At 67.0% G+C, this 13,515-nt stretch carries 14 protein-coding genes and 1 pseudogene; 3 read left to right on the forward strand and 12 right to left on the reverse strand.

Annotation, left to right across the window (positions count from 1 at the left end; translation table 11 throughout):
- The first annotated feature begins 84 nt into the window (after positions 1 to 84).
- On the forward strand, positions 85 to 1,431 hold the full coding sequence (locus tag LE197_RS31010) for a DUF1329 domain-containing protein (RefSeq protein ID WP_019681563.1): 1,347 nt from the start codon (positions 85 to 87) through the stop codon (positions 1,429 to 1,431).
- A gap of 12 nt (positions 1,432 to 1,443) precedes the next feature.
- Here the strand turns inward: LE197_RS31010 and LE197_RS31015 are convergent, their stop codons facing one another.
- From LE197_RS31015 to LE197_RS31070, 12 genes and pseudogenes are all read right to left on the reverse strand, one after another.
- Positions 1,444 to 1,701, reverse strand: a complete 258-nt coding sequence (locus LE197_RS31015; protein WP_003084524.1) for a hypothetical protein — start codon at positions 1,699 to 1,701, stop codon at positions 1,444 to 1,446.
- Positions 1,702 to 1,762: 61 nt separating this feature from the next.
- Complete coding sequence (locus LE197_RS31020; protein WP_003084525.1) at positions 1,763 to 2,086, reverse strand: DUF3392 domain-containing protein; 324 nt, start codon at positions 2,084 to 2,086, stop codon at positions 1,763 to 1,765.
- A gap of 80 nt (positions 2,087 to 2,166) precedes the next feature.
- A complete protein-coding gene (gene hemW, locus LE197_RS31025) occupies positions 2,167 to 3,321 on the reverse strand; it encodes a radical SAM family heme chaperone HemW (RefSeq protein ID WP_196752341.1) in 1,155 nt (384 codons plus the stop codon).
- A gap of 120 nt (positions 3,322 to 3,441) precedes the next feature.
- Positions 3,442 to 4,035, reverse strand: coding sequence for an RdgB/HAM1 family non-canonical purine NTP pyrophosphatase (rdgB, locus tag LE197_RS31030; protein ID WP_196752340.1), 594 nt, complete (start codon positions 4,033 to 4,035; stop codon positions 3,442 to 3,444).
- On the reverse strand, positions 4,032 to 4,451 hold the full coding sequence (locus LE197_RS31035; protein ID WP_003100965.1) for a DUF4426 domain-containing protein: 420 nt from the start codon (positions 4,449 to 4,451) through the stop codon (positions 4,032 to 4,034). The genes rdgB and LE197_RS31035 overlap by 4 nt, the downstream gene beginning before the upstream one ends.
- Before the next feature lie 131 nt (positions 4,452 to 4,582).
- On the reverse strand, positions 4,583 to 5,203 hold the full coding sequence (metW, locus tag LE197_RS31040) for a methionine biosynthesis protein MetW (RefSeq protein ID WP_003084530.1): 621 nt from the start codon (positions 5,201 to 5,203) through the stop codon (positions 4,583 to 4,585).
- Between the two features lie 7 nt (positions 5,204 to 5,210).
- Positions 5,211 to 6,348 (reverse strand): annotated as a pseudogene (metX, locus tag LE197_RS31045) (homoserine O-succinyltransferase MetX).
- Positions 6,349 to 6,436: 88 nt separating this feature from the next.
- Positions 6,437 to 8,404 (reverse strand): dynamin-like GTPase family protein, encoded by a 1,968-nt coding sequence (locus LE197_RS31050; protein WP_073666655.1) that lies wholly within the window; start codon positions 8,402 to 8,404, stop codon positions 6,437 to 6,439.
- A gap of 107 nt (positions 8,405 to 8,511) precedes the next feature.
- Positions 8,512 to 8,808, reverse strand: a complete 297-nt coding sequence (locus LE197_RS31055) for a DUF167 domain-containing protein (RefSeq protein WP_031628111.1) — start codon at positions 8,806 to 8,808, stop codon at positions 8,512 to 8,514.
- Positions 8,805 to 9,398: a YggT family protein gene (locus tag LE197_RS31060; RefSeq protein WP_003084544.1), complete on the reverse strand. Its 594-nt coding sequence runs from the start codon at positions 9,396 to 9,398 to the stop codon at positions 8,805 to 8,807. The genes LE197_RS31055 and LE197_RS31060 overlap by 4 nt, the downstream gene beginning before the upstream one ends.
- 10 nt (positions 9,399 to 9,408) lie before the next feature.
- Complete coding sequence (gene proC / locus LE197_RS31065) at positions 9,409 to 10,230, reverse strand: pyrroline-5-carboxylate reductase (RefSeq protein ID WP_003084546.1); 822 nt, start codon at positions 10,228 to 10,230, stop codon at positions 9,409 to 9,411.
- Positions 10,231 to 10,241: 11 nt separating this feature from the next.
- The gene (locus LE197_RS31070; RefSeq protein ID WP_003084549.1) at positions 10,242 to 10,934 is read right to left on the reverse strand and encodes a YggS family pyridoxal phosphate-dependent enzyme; all 693 of its coding nucleotides are present in this window, start codon (positions 10,932 to 10,934) and stop codon (positions 10,242 to 10,244) included.
- 214 nt (positions 10,935 to 11,148) lie between these two features.
- Between LE197_RS31070 and pilT the strand changes: the two genes are divergently transcribed.
- Positions 11,149 to 12,183: a type IV pilus twitching motility protein PilT gene (pilT, locus tag LE197_RS31075; RefSeq protein ID WP_003084552.1), complete on the forward strand. Its 1,035-nt coding sequence runs from the start codon at positions 11,149 to 11,151 to the stop codon at positions 12,181 to 12,183.
- 177 nt (positions 12,184 to 12,360) lie between these two features.
- Positions 12,361 to 13,509, forward strand: coding sequence for a type IV pilus ATPase PilU (gene pilU, locus LE197_RS31080; RefSeq protein WP_003100959.1), 1,149 nt, complete (start codon positions 12,361 to 12,363; stop codon positions 13,507 to 13,509).
- Positions 13,510 to 13,515 lie beyond the last annotated feature (6 nt).

Consider the following 13,515-nt stretch of genomic DNA (forward strand, 5'->3'; position numbering starts at 1 on the left):
CACCTTCAAGCTGCACGTTTCCCGGCTTCGGCCGGATCCAATAATAAGAGCGGCACGGCTCGGCCGGCTGCAAAGGAGACTGCTGTGTTGAAGAAACTGGGCATCCTGTTGCTCGGGGCCGGTTGCGCCTGGGCGGCGCAGGCCAAGGTAGACGAAGTCCAGGCCGCACGCCTGGACCAGGACCTGACCCCGCTGGGGGCGGAGCGGGCCGGCAACGCCGATGGCAGCATCCCGCCCTGGACCGGCGGCATCACCCAGGCGCCGGCCGGCTACCGGCCCGGCATGCATCACCTCGACCCGTTCGCCGCCGATCGTCCGCGCCTGGTCCTCGACAGCCGCAACATGGCCGCCTACCAGGCGCTGCTGACGCCGGGCACCCAGGCCTTGCTGCAGGCCAACCCGGACTACCACCTGCGGGTCTTCCCCACCCGCCGCAGCGCATCCCTGCCGCAGCGCCTGTACGACGCTACCCGCGCCAACGCCAGCCGCGCCGAGCTGATCGCCGACGGCAACGGCGTGCAGGGCGCTGCCGCCGGCGTGCCCTTCCCCCTGCCGCAGAGCGGCCAGGAAGCGATCTGGAACCACATCATGCGCTACCGCGGCGAGCAACTGCACCTGCAGACCAACCAGGCGGCGGTGCTGGCCAACGGCAGCTACAACCTGCTCAAGCTCGACCGCTACCTGTACTTCGTCTATGGCCGCGAGGGGATGATCCCGGAGAACCTCGACAACACGTTGTTCTACTACAAGTACAAGGTGGTCGCGCCGGCGCGCCTGGCCGGTTCGGCGCTGGTGGTGCAGGAAACCCTCGACCAGGTGCTGTCGATCCGCAAGGCCTGGCGCTTCAACCGTGGCGAGCGGCGCGTGCGGCGCTTGCCGACCCTGGCCTACGACAGCCTGCAGCCGGATACCAACGGCATGGCCACGGCGGACACCGTGGATGTCTACAACGGTGCACCGGACCACTACGAGTGGGCGTTGCTCGGCAAGCGCGAGATGCTGGTGCCTTACAACAGCTACGCGGTGCACCAGAAGGGCCTCGCCTATGGCGACATCCTCAAGAGCCGCTTCATCAATCCCGACCTGCTGCGCTACGAGCTGCATCGCGTCTGGGTGGTCGAGGCGACCCTGCGCAAGGGCTTCAGCCATCCCTACGCCAAGCGCCGCTTCTACCTCGACGAAGACAGCTGGCAGATCCTCGCCGCCGACATCTACGACAAGGATGGCTTGCTGACCCGGGCCCAGGAGGTCCATCCGATCAACTACTACGATGTGCCGCTGGTCTCCAGCACCCTGGAAGCGATCTACGACTTCAAGGGCGGCCGCTACTTCGTCGATGGGCTGGACAACAACGAGCCGATGTACGACTTCGGCGTGCAGGTCGGGCCGCGCGACTTCACCCCGCAGGCGCTGCGCCGGGAGGGGAACTGAGGCGGACGGCCCTCAGACGATCAGCTCGGCGCCGCGTAGCGTGCCGTCGTCGTCCAGGCGCGCCGGCGCCGGGCTGATCTGCAGGTACTTGATGCTGTCCCGCGGAATCAGCAGCAGGTCGCCGTCGACCTCGACGCTGAGATAGGGCGTGTCCAGTTGCTGACGGATGCTGCGGGCAACCTCGGCCGGGTCGTCCTGCTGGCGCGGGAAGCGCAGCGACAGGCGCTGGCCGTCGGTGAAATGCAGGTAGAGGTGCTTGATCGGTTTCATGCGGGCTCCCGGAGGCCATGACGCTCTTGGGGACGGCGCTGGCCGCCGGGAGACCGGGGGCTCAGCTGCGATCGGCGATCATGCCGATCACGAAGAACACTAGCAGGAGCACGGGCGCCAGGGTGTAGTTGTTGAAGTAGCCGAGGCCCTTGGCCAGCCAGGGGGTGACGAAGACCATCGCCAGGCCGTAGCCGACCGCGCAGATCAACACGAACAGCAGGGTGCGGAAGACGAAGTTGAGGCTGCCGATGCGCTGCTGTACCCAGGCGTTGATCGCCGGACCGAACAGCACCAGCAGGGTGGCCATGATGGCCAGGGAAATGTCCGACAGGTGGCTGCGGCTCCAGCGCGACAGGGTGGCGATCAGGTCCAGCGCGTAATCCATCGAGGGTTCCTTGTAACGAATCGGCGTGTCGGTCGGCGGAGTTTACCTGCCTGCCGGCACGGATGGGCGTGCATCCGTCGTCACGGCAGGAAATGTTGCAGCAGGTCGTTGAGGAACAGCTGGCCGCGTTCGCTGGGGCGCAGGCGCTGCGGGTCGTCGGCGAGCAGCCCGGCGTCGCGCGCGGCGGCGCAGGCATCGGCGATCGCCGCCAGTGGCTGGCCGGTGCGCTGCGGGTAGAGCGCGGCGGGGACGCCGTCGATCAGGCGCAGCACGTTCATCATGAACTCGAATGGCAGGTCGGCCGCTTCCAGCGGGCGCTCGCCGGCCTGGAAGGCCTTTTGCGGGTTGAGGTAGTCCTTCGGCAGGCGGGTCTTCCAGGTCCGCACGATGCGTCCGTCCGGCGCGCTCAGCTTGGCGTGGGCGCCGGCGCCGATGCCGAGGAAGTCGCCGAAGCTCCAGTAGTTCAGGTTGTGCCGGGCGCGCAGGCCGTCGCGGGCGTAGGCGGAGGTCTCGTACTGGCGGTAGCCGTGCGCGTCGAGCAGGGCCTGGCCGGCTTCCTGGATGTCCCAGAGGATGTCGTCCTCGGGCAGCTCCGGCGGCTGGCTCCAGAACACCGTGTTCGGCTCCATGGTCAGTTGGTACCAGGAGAGGTGCGTGGGGGCCAGGGCGAGGGCCTGGCGCAGGTCGGCCAGGGCGTCGTCGAGGCTCTGCCCGGGCAGGCCGTGCATCAGGTCGAGGTTGAAGTTGTCGAAGCCGGCCTGGCGCGCCATGTCGGCGGCGCGCACTGCCTCGGCGCCGTCGTGGATGCGCCCCAGGGCCTGCAGCTTGTCGGCCTGGAAGCTCTGCACGCCGATGGACAGGCGATTGATGCCGAGGCGCCGGTAGTCGGCGAACTTGACCTGTTCGAAGGTGCCGGGATTGGCTTCCAGGGTGATCTCGATGCCGTCGGCGAAGCCGACCCTGCGCTCGACGCCTTCCAGTAGCCGGCCCAGGGCCTTGGCCGAGAACAGGCTGGGCGTGCCGCCGCCGAAGAAGATCGAACCCAGGCGCCGGCCGTGGACATGGCGCAGGTCTTGCTCCAGGTCGGCGAGCAGGGCGTCGACATAGGCCTCTTCGGGCAGCTCCGGGGCAGCGGCGTGGGAGTTGAAGTCGCAATACGGGCACTTGCGCACGCACCACGGGATGTGCACGTACAGGGCCAGGGGCGGGAGCTGGAACGGGGTGGCTTGGGTCACGGCGGGGCGGGGTGGAGGCGGTTTCGGGGCGCTATCGTGGCATGAGTTCGGCCAACCTCCAAGGCGGCCGGACGAAACGCCGTGCCGACGCCGCCCGGGGGCGGCGCCGGCGGTTGCGGCTCAGAGACCCAGGCGCTGCTTGAGCAGGGCCATGGCGCGGGCTCGGTGGCTGAGGCGGTTCTTCTCCTCGGGCGCCAGCTCGGCGCTGGAGCAGTCGCGTTCCGGCACCCAGAACAGCGGGTCGTAGCCGAAGCCGTGGGCGCCGCGGGCTTCGCGGAGGATGCGGCCTTCCCAGATGCCCTCGCAGAGGATCGGCAGCGGGTCGTCGGCGTGGCGCACCAGCGCCAGCACGCTGACGAACTGTGCGCCGCGCTCGGCGTCCGGGACATCCTTCATGGCCTCCAGCAGCTTGGCGTTGTTCGCCGCGTCGTCCCGGCCGTCGGCATAGCGCGCCGAGTAGATGCCCGGCGCGCCGCCGAGGAAGTCCACCGCCAGCCCGGAGTCGTCGGCCAGCGCCGGCAGGCCGGAGAGGCGTGCGGCGTTGCGTGCCTTGAGGATGGCGTTCTCGACGAAGGAAAGACCGGTTTCCTCCGGTTCCACCTGGCTGAACTCGCCGATCGAGCGCACCTTCACGCTGGCGCCGAGCATGGCCTGGAGTTCCTTGAGTTTGCCGGCATTGTGGCTGGCCAGCACCAGCTGTTCGAGCTTGATCATTCGTCCGGGAAGATTTCCTTGTTGAAACTGAAGGTTTGCGCAGGTTCGCCCTTGGCCTCGACCTTGATGGTGAAGACCAGGGTCTCGCGCTGGCTGATCGGGAATTGCGCCAGGTTGTAGATGGCGCCTTCCTCGCTGACTCGGCGGAACTCCAGGGGGATGACCTTGCCGGTCAGGTCCTTGGCCGAGCCGGTCACGGCGGCCTCTACCGGCTTGCCTTTCTCCATCGGCACCACGTTGATCACGCCCTGCGCCTTGCTGCGTACCAGGCCGACCGCGCTGGCCACGTTGGGCTGGAGGAAGCTGGAGTTGAACACGTTGTAGTGGACGTCCAGGTCGCCGAAGCGCTGCACCTGCTCGGCGAGGACCGGCAGGCTCAGGCAGAGGCCGAGGACGAAAGCGGTGAAGCGGCGCATGGTGGTTTCTCCTGAAAGGTGGCATGGACGTTGTCCATGGTCTGCTGCCGGCGGCCTTGGCCGGCTTCGGCAGCGCTCTCCCGAGGACGAGCGGAGGGGCGCCCGGCCCTGGCCCGCAGCCTGGCGCGTTCCTAGACGGCGAGGTTGCGGGTCTGCACTCCGGGTCCGGTGACCCGGTAGATTCCAATCTCACCCAATAGATTAGGCCACAGCCGACTGGCCCAGCCATGCCGGTGGTCACGGTCTACGGCCAGGCGGTCGAGCACGCGCATGCGCAACTGGCGGCACAGGCGCTCGAAGTCCTGGAAGGTGCAGAAATGGATGTTCGGCGTGTTGTACCAGGTATACGGCAGGAACTCGGAGACCGGCATCCGGCCGTTGCGCGCCAGGTACCAGCGGCAGCGCCAGTGGCCGAAGTTGGGGAAAGTGATGATGCAGGTCTTGCCGACCCGCAGCATCTCTTCGAGGATCTTGTCCGGATAGTGCACGGCCTGTAGCGCCTGGGTCATCACCACCACGTCGAAGCTGTCGCTGGCGAAGTTGCCCAGGCCCTTGTCGAGGTCCTGCTCGATCACGTTCACCCCGTTTTCGATGCAACGGGCGATGTTGTCGGGATCGATCTCCAGGCCGTAGCCGCTGACCTGCTTGTGGTCGCGCAGCCAGGCCAGGAGTTCGCCGTCGCCGCAGCCGAGGTCGAGGACGCGGCTGCCGGCGGGAATCCATTCCTGGATGATTTCGAGATCGGCGCGCATCGGATCCTCACACGCTGATGCGGTTCATGTAACCGCTGAAGGCTTGCAGGTACCGGGGGATCGGCATGAGGAAGGCGTCGTGGCCTTGCGGGGCGTCGATCTCCAGGTAGCTGACGTTCTTTTTCGCCGCGATCAGGGCGTCGACGATTTCCCGCGAGCGGGCCGGCGAGAAACGCCAGTCGGTGGTGAAGGACATCAGGCAGAAGTCCGCCTCGACGCCCTCCAGGGTGCGCACCAGGTCGTCGCCGTGGGCGGCGGCGGGGTCGAAATAGTCCAGCGCCTTGGTCATCAGCAGGTAGGTATTGGCGTCGAAGCGGGTGGAGAACTCCTCGCCCTGGTAGCGCAGGTAACTCTCGACCTGGAACTCGACGCTGTGCAGGTCGTAGTTGAGCTTCTCGGTCTTCAGTACGCGGCCGAACTTGGCGCCCATGGCGTCGTCGGACAGGTAGGTGATATGGCCGACCATCCGCGCCAGCTTGAGACCGCGCTTGGGAATCACGCCCTGTTCCTGGAAGTAGCCGCCGAGGAACTCAGGGTCGGAAAGAATCGCCTGCCGGGCGACTTCGTTGAAGGCGATGTTCTGCGCCGACAGCTTCGGCGCGCTGGCGATGCACAGGCAGTGACGGACGCGTTCGGGGTAGCTGATGGTCCATTGCAGCGCCTGCATGCCGCCGAGGCTGCCGCCGACCACCGCGGCCCACTGGCGGATGCCGAGGCGGTCTGCCAGGCGCGCCTGGCTATGCACCCAGTCTTCCACCGTGACCATCGGGAAGTCCGCGCCGTAGACTTTGCCGGTCGCCGGATTGATGCTGGCGGGGCCGCTGGATCCGTTGCAACCGCCGAGGTTGTTGAGGGCGACGACGAAGAACTTGCGGGTGTCGATCGGCTTGCCCGGACCGATGCAACTGTCCCACCAGCCCGGCTTGCGCTCGTCGACGCTGTGGTAGCCGGCGGCGTGGTGGTGGCCGGAGAGGGCGTGGCAGATCAGCACCGCGTTGCTCTGCGTGGCATTCAGCTCGCCGTAGGTTTCGATCACCAGGTCGTACTCGGCCAGGGACTTGCCGCTGGTCAGCTCGAGCGGTTCGTTGAAGTGCAGCGTCTGGGGAGACCAGACCGACGGAGTCGTCGGGGAAGACTGTGGGCATCGACCCTGCTCTCGAACAAAGGAGGGCGCCAGTCTAAAGAGCGTCGCCCCCAGCGGCAAGCGCGCTGGCGCGCGCCGTGGGAGCGGGGTCAGGCGCGCTGCGAGCCGGGCAGGTTGACCACCTTGGCCTGGCGCTGCAGGGGCGAGGGGCGGCGCAACTGGCGGAGGATGTCGCCGGCTTCGCGCAACTGTTCCTGCAATTCCTCGGCGAACCCGGCGAAGGCCTGGCTGCGCTGGCGTACCTGCTGGGTCTCCTGGGCCAGGCCCTTGAGGCGGAGCATGTGGCTTTCGAGCAACTGTTTGTTTTCCAGGGTGTGCTGCATCAGCGGCATCAGCGCGTCGTTGGCCCAGCGCTCGGTTTCCTCGCGCAGGCGCTGGTGCAGGCCGACCACCTCCTGCACCAGGGTGGCGAAGAAGCGCCGGGTCAGCAGGCGTTGCTCGGTAAGCACGGTCTTCAACTGCAGGCGGAACTGGTCGCCCTTCTTCTTCAGCTGCAACAGTTCGCGCTGGTAGTGCTGGACCCGCAGCTGCGGCGCGTCGAGGGCGTAGAGCGGGTTCTCCTCGTTGTGCCGGCGGTAGATGGCGGCGACCATGCGGTTGGCCATGCCGGCCTCGTGCTCGAGGTTGTCGAGGTCGTGCTCCACCGCGCGGAAGAACGCCAGGATCGCCTGGTTGATGCCGACCGTGGTCAGGCTGCCGTTGAGGTTGCGCCGCACCTTCTGCAGGTGCTGTTCCATGCGTTCGCTACGGATCGTCTCGCGCAGCGTCGCGCCCTGGTGCTGCAACAGGCGCTGGTTGGTCTTCAGGTTGAGCAGGCGGCGGTGGTGGCGGCCGTGGTCGTCCTTGGTCTTCGCGGTCAGTTCGAACAGCAGTTGGCCGCTGTCGCGCTGCTTGTCGTCGAGCAGCGCGCGCTGTTCCTCGACCTTCTCCAGGCGCAGGCGCAGCAGATGCTGGCTGTTGTGCAGCAGGCCAAGGACCTGGCCGAGCACGGCGTTCTCCAGCAGCGCTTCCTTCTGCGCGACGATGCGCTCGCAGAGCAGCGCTTCCAGCCGATCCAAGCGACTGCGTTCGAGCAGCGCCGGTTCGCCGCGGACCTTGGCCAGCAGCGCCTGCTTCGCCGACAGCGGCAGCACGTCGCCGCGCTGCAGGCCGAGCTGGCGGGCCGTGCCGTCCTGGATCAGGCGGATGGCGTTCTGTACGAAGCGCTCGCCGGAAAGGTCGTCCCAGAGCACGTCGATCTTGTTCAGCACGGCGAACAGGCTGCTGTGGCCGTCCTCGCGCAGGGGCTGGATGTACTTCTGCCAGATTTCCATGTCCGAGGCGGTGACACCAGCGTCGGCGGACAGCAGGAACAGGATCGCCTGGGCGTTGGGCAGCATCGACAGGGTCAGCTCCGGCTCGCTGCCGAGGGCGTTCAGGCCGGGCGTGTCGAGGATCCGCAGGCCCTGGCGCAGCAGCGGGTGGTCGAAGTTGACCAGGGCGTGGCGCCAGGCCGGGACGCGCACCTGGTCGGGCTCGTCGGCGGCTTCCAGGGCATCCGGGTGGAAGCCGAGCTGGATCGCCTGTTCCACCGGCAGCGCCTTGGTCTTGGCGACCTGGGCGAAGGCCTGGGCCATGCCCTCCGGGTCGCCGGTGTCCAGCGGAATGTTCACCCAGTGGCGCGGCACGCGCTTGAACTGGGCGACGCTGGCGTCGGCCAGGCGCGTCTCGATCGGCAGCAGGCGGATGTAGCTGCGCTCGGCGCGCGGATCGTGGAACAGCTCGGTGGGGCACATGGTGGTGCGCCCGGCGTGGGACGGCAGCATGCGCTGGCCGTAGCCGGCGAAGAACAGGCTGTTGATCAGCTCGGTCTTGCCACGCGAGAACTCGCCGACGAAGGCCAGGGTGATGTGGTCCGCGCGTAGTTGGCGCAGGGCGCGTTCGAGCTTGGCCTCGACCGCCGGGCTGTTCAGCCGGCTGCGCTCCAGCCAGCCGCGATAGCGGGTGATTTCCCGCATCAGCTCGCGCTTCCAGGCGACGTAGGCGTCGATTTGATGGCTGAGTCTTTCCATGCTCATCCAGGGGCTCCAGGGCGCGGGACCGGCGGGGGAAGGATGGCGTGGATTATGCGGGGGAGCGGGGGAGCGTCAATTGGCCTGCTTCACATTCCTGCACGTAAGGTCGGTCAAGCGGGTCGAGCGGCGATCCCCAGTTCCTCCGGCAATCGGGTCGGACGGCGGATGCGCACCCGTTTCTGCCGGTTCAGCTCGCCGCTTTCGAGACTCACCAGGCTCTTGGCCACGCCGAAGGCCTTGCCGAGGAAGGCCAGCAGATGGGCGTTGGCCTTGCCCTCCACCGGCGGTGCGGTGAGGCGGATCTTCAGGCGTTCGCCGTGCAGCCCGGCGAACTCGTCGCGGCTCGCCTTGGGCTGCAGGTGGCAATCGAGGAGCAGGTCCTCGCCGTCCCAGCGGTAGAAGCTCAGAGGAAGATGCTCAACTGCTGGGGCATGCCGGTCATGGCCGCCAGGTTGTTGATCACCAGCATGTCGATCAGCTTCAGCGCGAGGAACGCGAAGATCGGCGAGAGATCCAGTCCGCCGAGGTTCGGCAGGAGCTTGCGGAACGGCATCAGCAGCGGTTCGCAGATCTGGTTCACCAGTTGCGCGCCGGGGTTGTAGCTGCCCGGGGCGACCCAGGAAAGGATCACGCTGATGATCAGGGCGAAGAAGAACACCTTCAGGAACAGCGAGGTGACGGCGATGATCGACCAGATCAGCAGTTGCATGATGAAGCCGCCGACGCCGTAGCCCATCAGCATCAGGATCAGGATCATCAGCACCAGCTGGATCAGGATCGCCAGCACCAGCGAGGCCAGGTCGATCCCGCCGAAGCCGGGGATGATCCGCCGCAGCGGGTTCAGCAGCGGCTTGGTGGCGCGCACGATGAACTGGCTGAGGGGGTTGTAGAAGTCCGCGCGGACCAGTTGCAGGATGAAGCGCAGCAGCACGATCAGCAGGTAGAGGCTGCCGAGGGTCTGGAGGATATAGATAGCAGCGGTGTTGAGGCCGATCATCGACTACTCCTTATTGGCCAAGCTGTTCGGCCAGCTCGGCGGAGCGCTGGCTGGCGGCGTTCAGGGCCTGCTCCACCAGTGCTTCGAAGCCGTTGGCCTGGAAGGATTTGATCGCCGCCTCGGTGGTGCCGTTGGGCGAAGTCACCCGGCGCCGCAGTTCGGCCGGCTCGACCTCGCTGGACAGCGCCATCTGCGCCGCACCGAGGGCGGTCTGCAGGGTCAGGCGCGAGGCTGTCTCGCGGGACAGGCCGAGCTTCTCGCCGGCGTCGGTCATGGCCTGCATCAGCAGGAAGAAATACGCCGGGCCGCTGCCCGACACCGCGGTCACCGCGTCGATCTGCGCTTCGTCGTCCAGCCACAGGGCGATGCCTACCGCAGACAGCAACTGCCCGGCCTGCTCGCGTTGCGCGGCGCTGACCTGCGCGTTGGCGTACAGCCCGCTGGCGCCCTGGCGCAGCAGCGCCGGGGTGTTGGGCATGCAGCGGACCACCGGGCGCGGCTGGCCGAGCCAGGCTTCGAGGCTGGCGCAGGGGATGCCGGCGGCGATGGAGACGATCAGTTGCTCCGGCTTCAGCGCCGGCGCCAAGGCCTGGCACACGGCTTTCATGGCCTGCGGCTTGACCGACAGGACCACGACGTCGGCGTCGGCCACGGCCTCGGCGTTGGACTCGACCACGTCGATGGCGAACTCGCCGGCGATCTTCGCGCGTTGCTCGGCGCCCGGGTCGCTGGCGCGGATCTGCGCCGCCGGCACGCCTTGGGCGCGCAGGCCGCCGATCAGGCTGGCGGCCATGTTGCCGGCGCCGATGAACGCTATGCGGGGTGTGCTCATAGGGGATTCCTTCAAGAAGCCGGCGCGCCGTAGTCGCGGGCGCCGAACAGGGCGGTACCGATGCGGACCCAGGTCGCACCTTCGCCGATGGCTGCCTCGAGGTCGTCGCTCATGCCCATGGACAGGGTGTCCAGGCCAAGGTTCAGGTCCAGCAGCAGTTCGCGCAGGCGGGCGAACGCGGCGTGTTGCGCGGCGCGTTCGGCGGTGGGTTCGGGGATGGCCATCAGGCCACGCAATCGGAGGTTGGGCAGTTGCTTCACGGCCTCGGCCAGGGCCGGCAGGTCCTCGGGGGCGCAGCCGGACTTGCTGGCTTCGCCGCTGACGTTGACCTGCAGGCAGACATTCAGGGGCGGCAGCCCGGCCGGGCGTTGCTCCGACAGGCGCTGCGCGATCTTCAACCGGTCCACCGAGTGCACCCACTGGAAATGCTCGGCGATGGGCCGCGTCTTGTTCGACTGGATGGGGCCGATGAAGTGCCAGTTCAAGGGCAGGTCGGCCAGTTCGGCCTGCTTGCCGAGGGCCTCCTGCAGGTAGTTTTCGCCGAAGTCGCGAAGGCCGGCGGCGTGCGCCTCGCGCACCGCGGCGGCGGGCTTGGTCTTGCTCACGGCGAGCAGGCCGACCGTGGCCGGATCGCGCCCCGCAGCTTGCGCTGCCTCACGGATGCGCGCGGCAACCTTTGCAATATTCTCTGCTATCGTGGACATTACCTGCGCCCTATGGAAGTGCGGTCGGCGTCGGCTAGACGCCCTCGAAACCGCCGGCCTCGATGGCCATCTTCCTGTTCCAGTGTCGAGGTTCCGCGTCTGGCGCAGGACACCACGCGTGTCCTGGAAGCACCCTGGTTCATCCGGTGTTTTCCTTGTCCGAGACGGCGGCTTTGGCGGCATTCTACCTGCTTGCTTGTAATTGGGGAGTCCCATGGATATTACCGAGCTGCTCGCCTTCAGTGCCAAACAGGGCGCTTCGGACCTGCACCTCTCCGCCGGCCTGCCGCCCATGATCCGGGTGGATGGCGATGTACGCCGGATCAACCTGCCACCGCTGGAACACAAGCAGGTGCATGCGCTGATCTACGACATCATGAACGACAAGCAGCGCAAGGACTTCGAGGAATTCCTCGAGACCGACTTCTCCTTCGAGGTGCCGGGCGTCGCGCGTTTCCGGGTCAACGCCTTCAACCAGAACCGTGGCGCCGGCGCGGTATTCCGGACCATTCCCTCCAAGGTACTGACCATGGAGGAGCTTGGCATGGGAGAAGTGTTCAAACGTGTTTCAGACGTCCCGCGCGGGCTGGTACTGGTCACCGGGCCGACCGGTTCGGGCAAGTCCACCACCCTGGCGGCGATGCTCGACTACCTGAACAACACCAAGTACCACCACATCCTCACCATCGAGGACCCGATCGAATTCGTCCACGAATCGAAGAAGTGCCTGGTCAACCAGCGCGAGGTGCATCGCGACACCCTCGGCTTCAGCGAAGCGCTGCGCTCGGCGCTGCGGGAGGACCCGGACATCATCCTGGTCGGCGAGATGCGCGACCTGGAAACCATCCGCCTGGCCCTGACCGCGGCGGAGACCGGCCACCTGGTATTCGGCACCCTGCACACCACCTCGGCGGCGAAGACCATCGACCGGGTGGTCGACGTGTTCCCGGCCGAGGAAAAGGCCATGGTTCGCTCGATGCTCTCCGAGTCGCTGCAATCGGTGATCTCGCAGACCCTGATCAAGAAGATCGGCGGCGGCCGGGTGGCGGCCCACGAGATCATGATCGGCACCCCGGCGATCCGCAACCTGATCCGCGAGGACAAGGTCGCGCAGATGTATTCGGCGATCCAGACCGGCGGCTCGCTGGGCATGCAGACCCTCGACATGTGCCTCAAGGGCCTGGTCGCCAAGGGCCTGATCAGCCGCGAGAACGCCCGCGAGAAGGCGAAGATCCCGGAAAACTTCTGATCCTGGCGCCGATCCGCCGCGCTTCGCCCGAATCCCGGAACTGCGTCTAGGATTCAAGAGCGGGAGAGCGGTACCGTAGGCGCATTCCTACCTATCCTTGCCGGCGAGCGCGTCCAGCGCCCGCTCGTCCGCATCCGGCTCGCCGTCGCGGCGCGCCCCTGAGTGAGCGAGAACATCATGGAATTCGAAAAGCTGCTGCGCCTGATGGTGGAAAAGGGCGGCTCCGACCTGTTCATTACCGCCGGCGTACCGCCGTCGATGAAGGTCAACGGCCGGGTGATGCCGGTGACCAAGACGCCGCTGTCGCCGGAGCAGACCCGCGAGACCGTGCTAGGCGTGATGAACGAGCAGCAGCGCCGCGATTTCGCCGAGAACCATGAGTGCAACTTCGCCATCAGCGCCCGCGGCATCGGCCGCTTCCGGGTCAGTGCCTTCTACCAGCGCAACCTGGTGGGCATGGTATTGCGCCGGATCGAGACCAACATCCCGACCCTGGAAGAGCTGAAGCTCCCGGAAATCCTCAAGAAGCTGGCGCTGACCAAGCGCGGCCTGGTGATCTTCGTCGGCGCCACCGGCACCGGCAAGTCCACCTCGCTGGCGGCGATGATCGGCTACCGCAACAAGAACTCCACCGGGCACATCATCTCCATCGAGGACCCGATCGAGTACATCCACCAGCACCAGGGCTGCATCGTCACCCAGCGCGAGGTGGGGCTGGACACCGATTCCTTCGAGGTGGCGCTGAAGAACACCCTGCGCCAGGCGCCGGACGTGATCATGATCGGCGAGGTGCGCTCGCGGGAGACCATGGACCACGCCGTGGCCTTCGCCGAGACCGGCCACCTGTGCCTGGCGACCCTGCACGCGAACAACGCCAACCAGGCGCTGGAGCGGATCATCCACTTCTTCCCGGCCGACCGTCATGGCCAGGTGTGGATGGACCTGTCGCTGAACCTCAAGGCCATCGTCGCCCAGCAACTGGTGCCGACCCCCGACGGCAAGGGGCGGCGGGCGGTGATCGAGGTGCTGCTGAACACCCCGCTGGCCGCCGACCTGATCCGCAAGGGCGAGGTGCACGAGCTGAAGCCGCTGATGAAGCGCTCCACCGAGCAGGGCATGCAGACCTTCGACCAGGCGCTGTACCAGCTCTACACCCAGGGCGAGATCACCTACGAGGACGCCCTGGCCCACGCCGACTCGGCCAACGACCTGCGCCTGATGATCAAGCTCGGTTCGGAAAGCGACGCCGACCACCTGTCGAGCCTGACCCAGGGCCTGAGCCTGGAAATCACCGACGACGACCCTGCCGGCCGGCGCTTCCGCTGAACCGTC

This window comes from Pseudomonas sp. PS1(2021) (assembly GCF_020405165.1).
Lineage (GTDB): Bacteria > Pseudomonadota > Gammaproteobacteria > Pseudomonadales > Pseudomonadaceae > Pseudomonas > Pseudomonas aeruginosa.

Coding starts and splice junctions, on each gene's coding strand:
- LE197_RS31070 (WP_003084549.1), bottom strand. CDS start 10,934: ATGTCCACGATAGCAGAGAATATTGCAAAGGTTGCCGCGCGCATCCGT.
- pilT (WP_003084552.1), top strand. CDS start 11,149: ATGGATATTACCGAGCTGCTCGCCTTCAGTGCCAAACAGGGCGCTTCG.
- rdgB (WP_196752340.1), bottom strand. CDS start 4,035: ATGATCAAGCTCGAACAGCTGGTGCTGGCCAGCCACAATGCCGGCAAA.
- LE197_RS31020 (WP_003084525.1), bottom strand. CDS start 2,086: ATGGATTACGCGCTGGACCTGATCGCCACCCTGTCGCGCTGGAGCCGC.
- LE197_RS31050 (WP_073666655.1), bottom strand. CDS start 8,404: ATGAGCATGGAAAGACTCAGCCATCAAATCGACGCCTACGTCGCCTGG.
- LE197_RS31035 (WP_003100965.1), bottom strand. CDS start 4,451: ATGCGCCGCTTCACCGCTTTCGTCCTCGGCCTCTGCCTGAGCCTGCCG.
- metW (WP_003084530.1), bottom strand. CDS start 5,203: ATGCGCGCCGATCTCGAAATCATCCAGGAATGGATTCCCGCCGGCAGC.
- pilU (WP_003100959.1), top strand. CDS start 12,361: ATGGAATTCGAAAAGCTGCTGCGCCTGATGGTGGAAAAGGGCGGCTCC.
- LE197_RS31060 (WP_003084544.1), bottom strand. CDS start 9,398: ATGATCGGCCTCAACACCGCTGCTATCTATATCCTCCAGACCCTCGGC.
- proC (WP_003084546.1), bottom strand. CDS start 10,230: ATGAGCACACCCCGCATAGCGTTCATCGGCGCCGGCAACATGGCCGCC.
- LE197_RS31015 (WP_003084524.1), bottom strand. CDS start 1,701: ATGAAACCGATCAAGCACCTCTACCTGCATTTCACCGACGGCCAGCGC.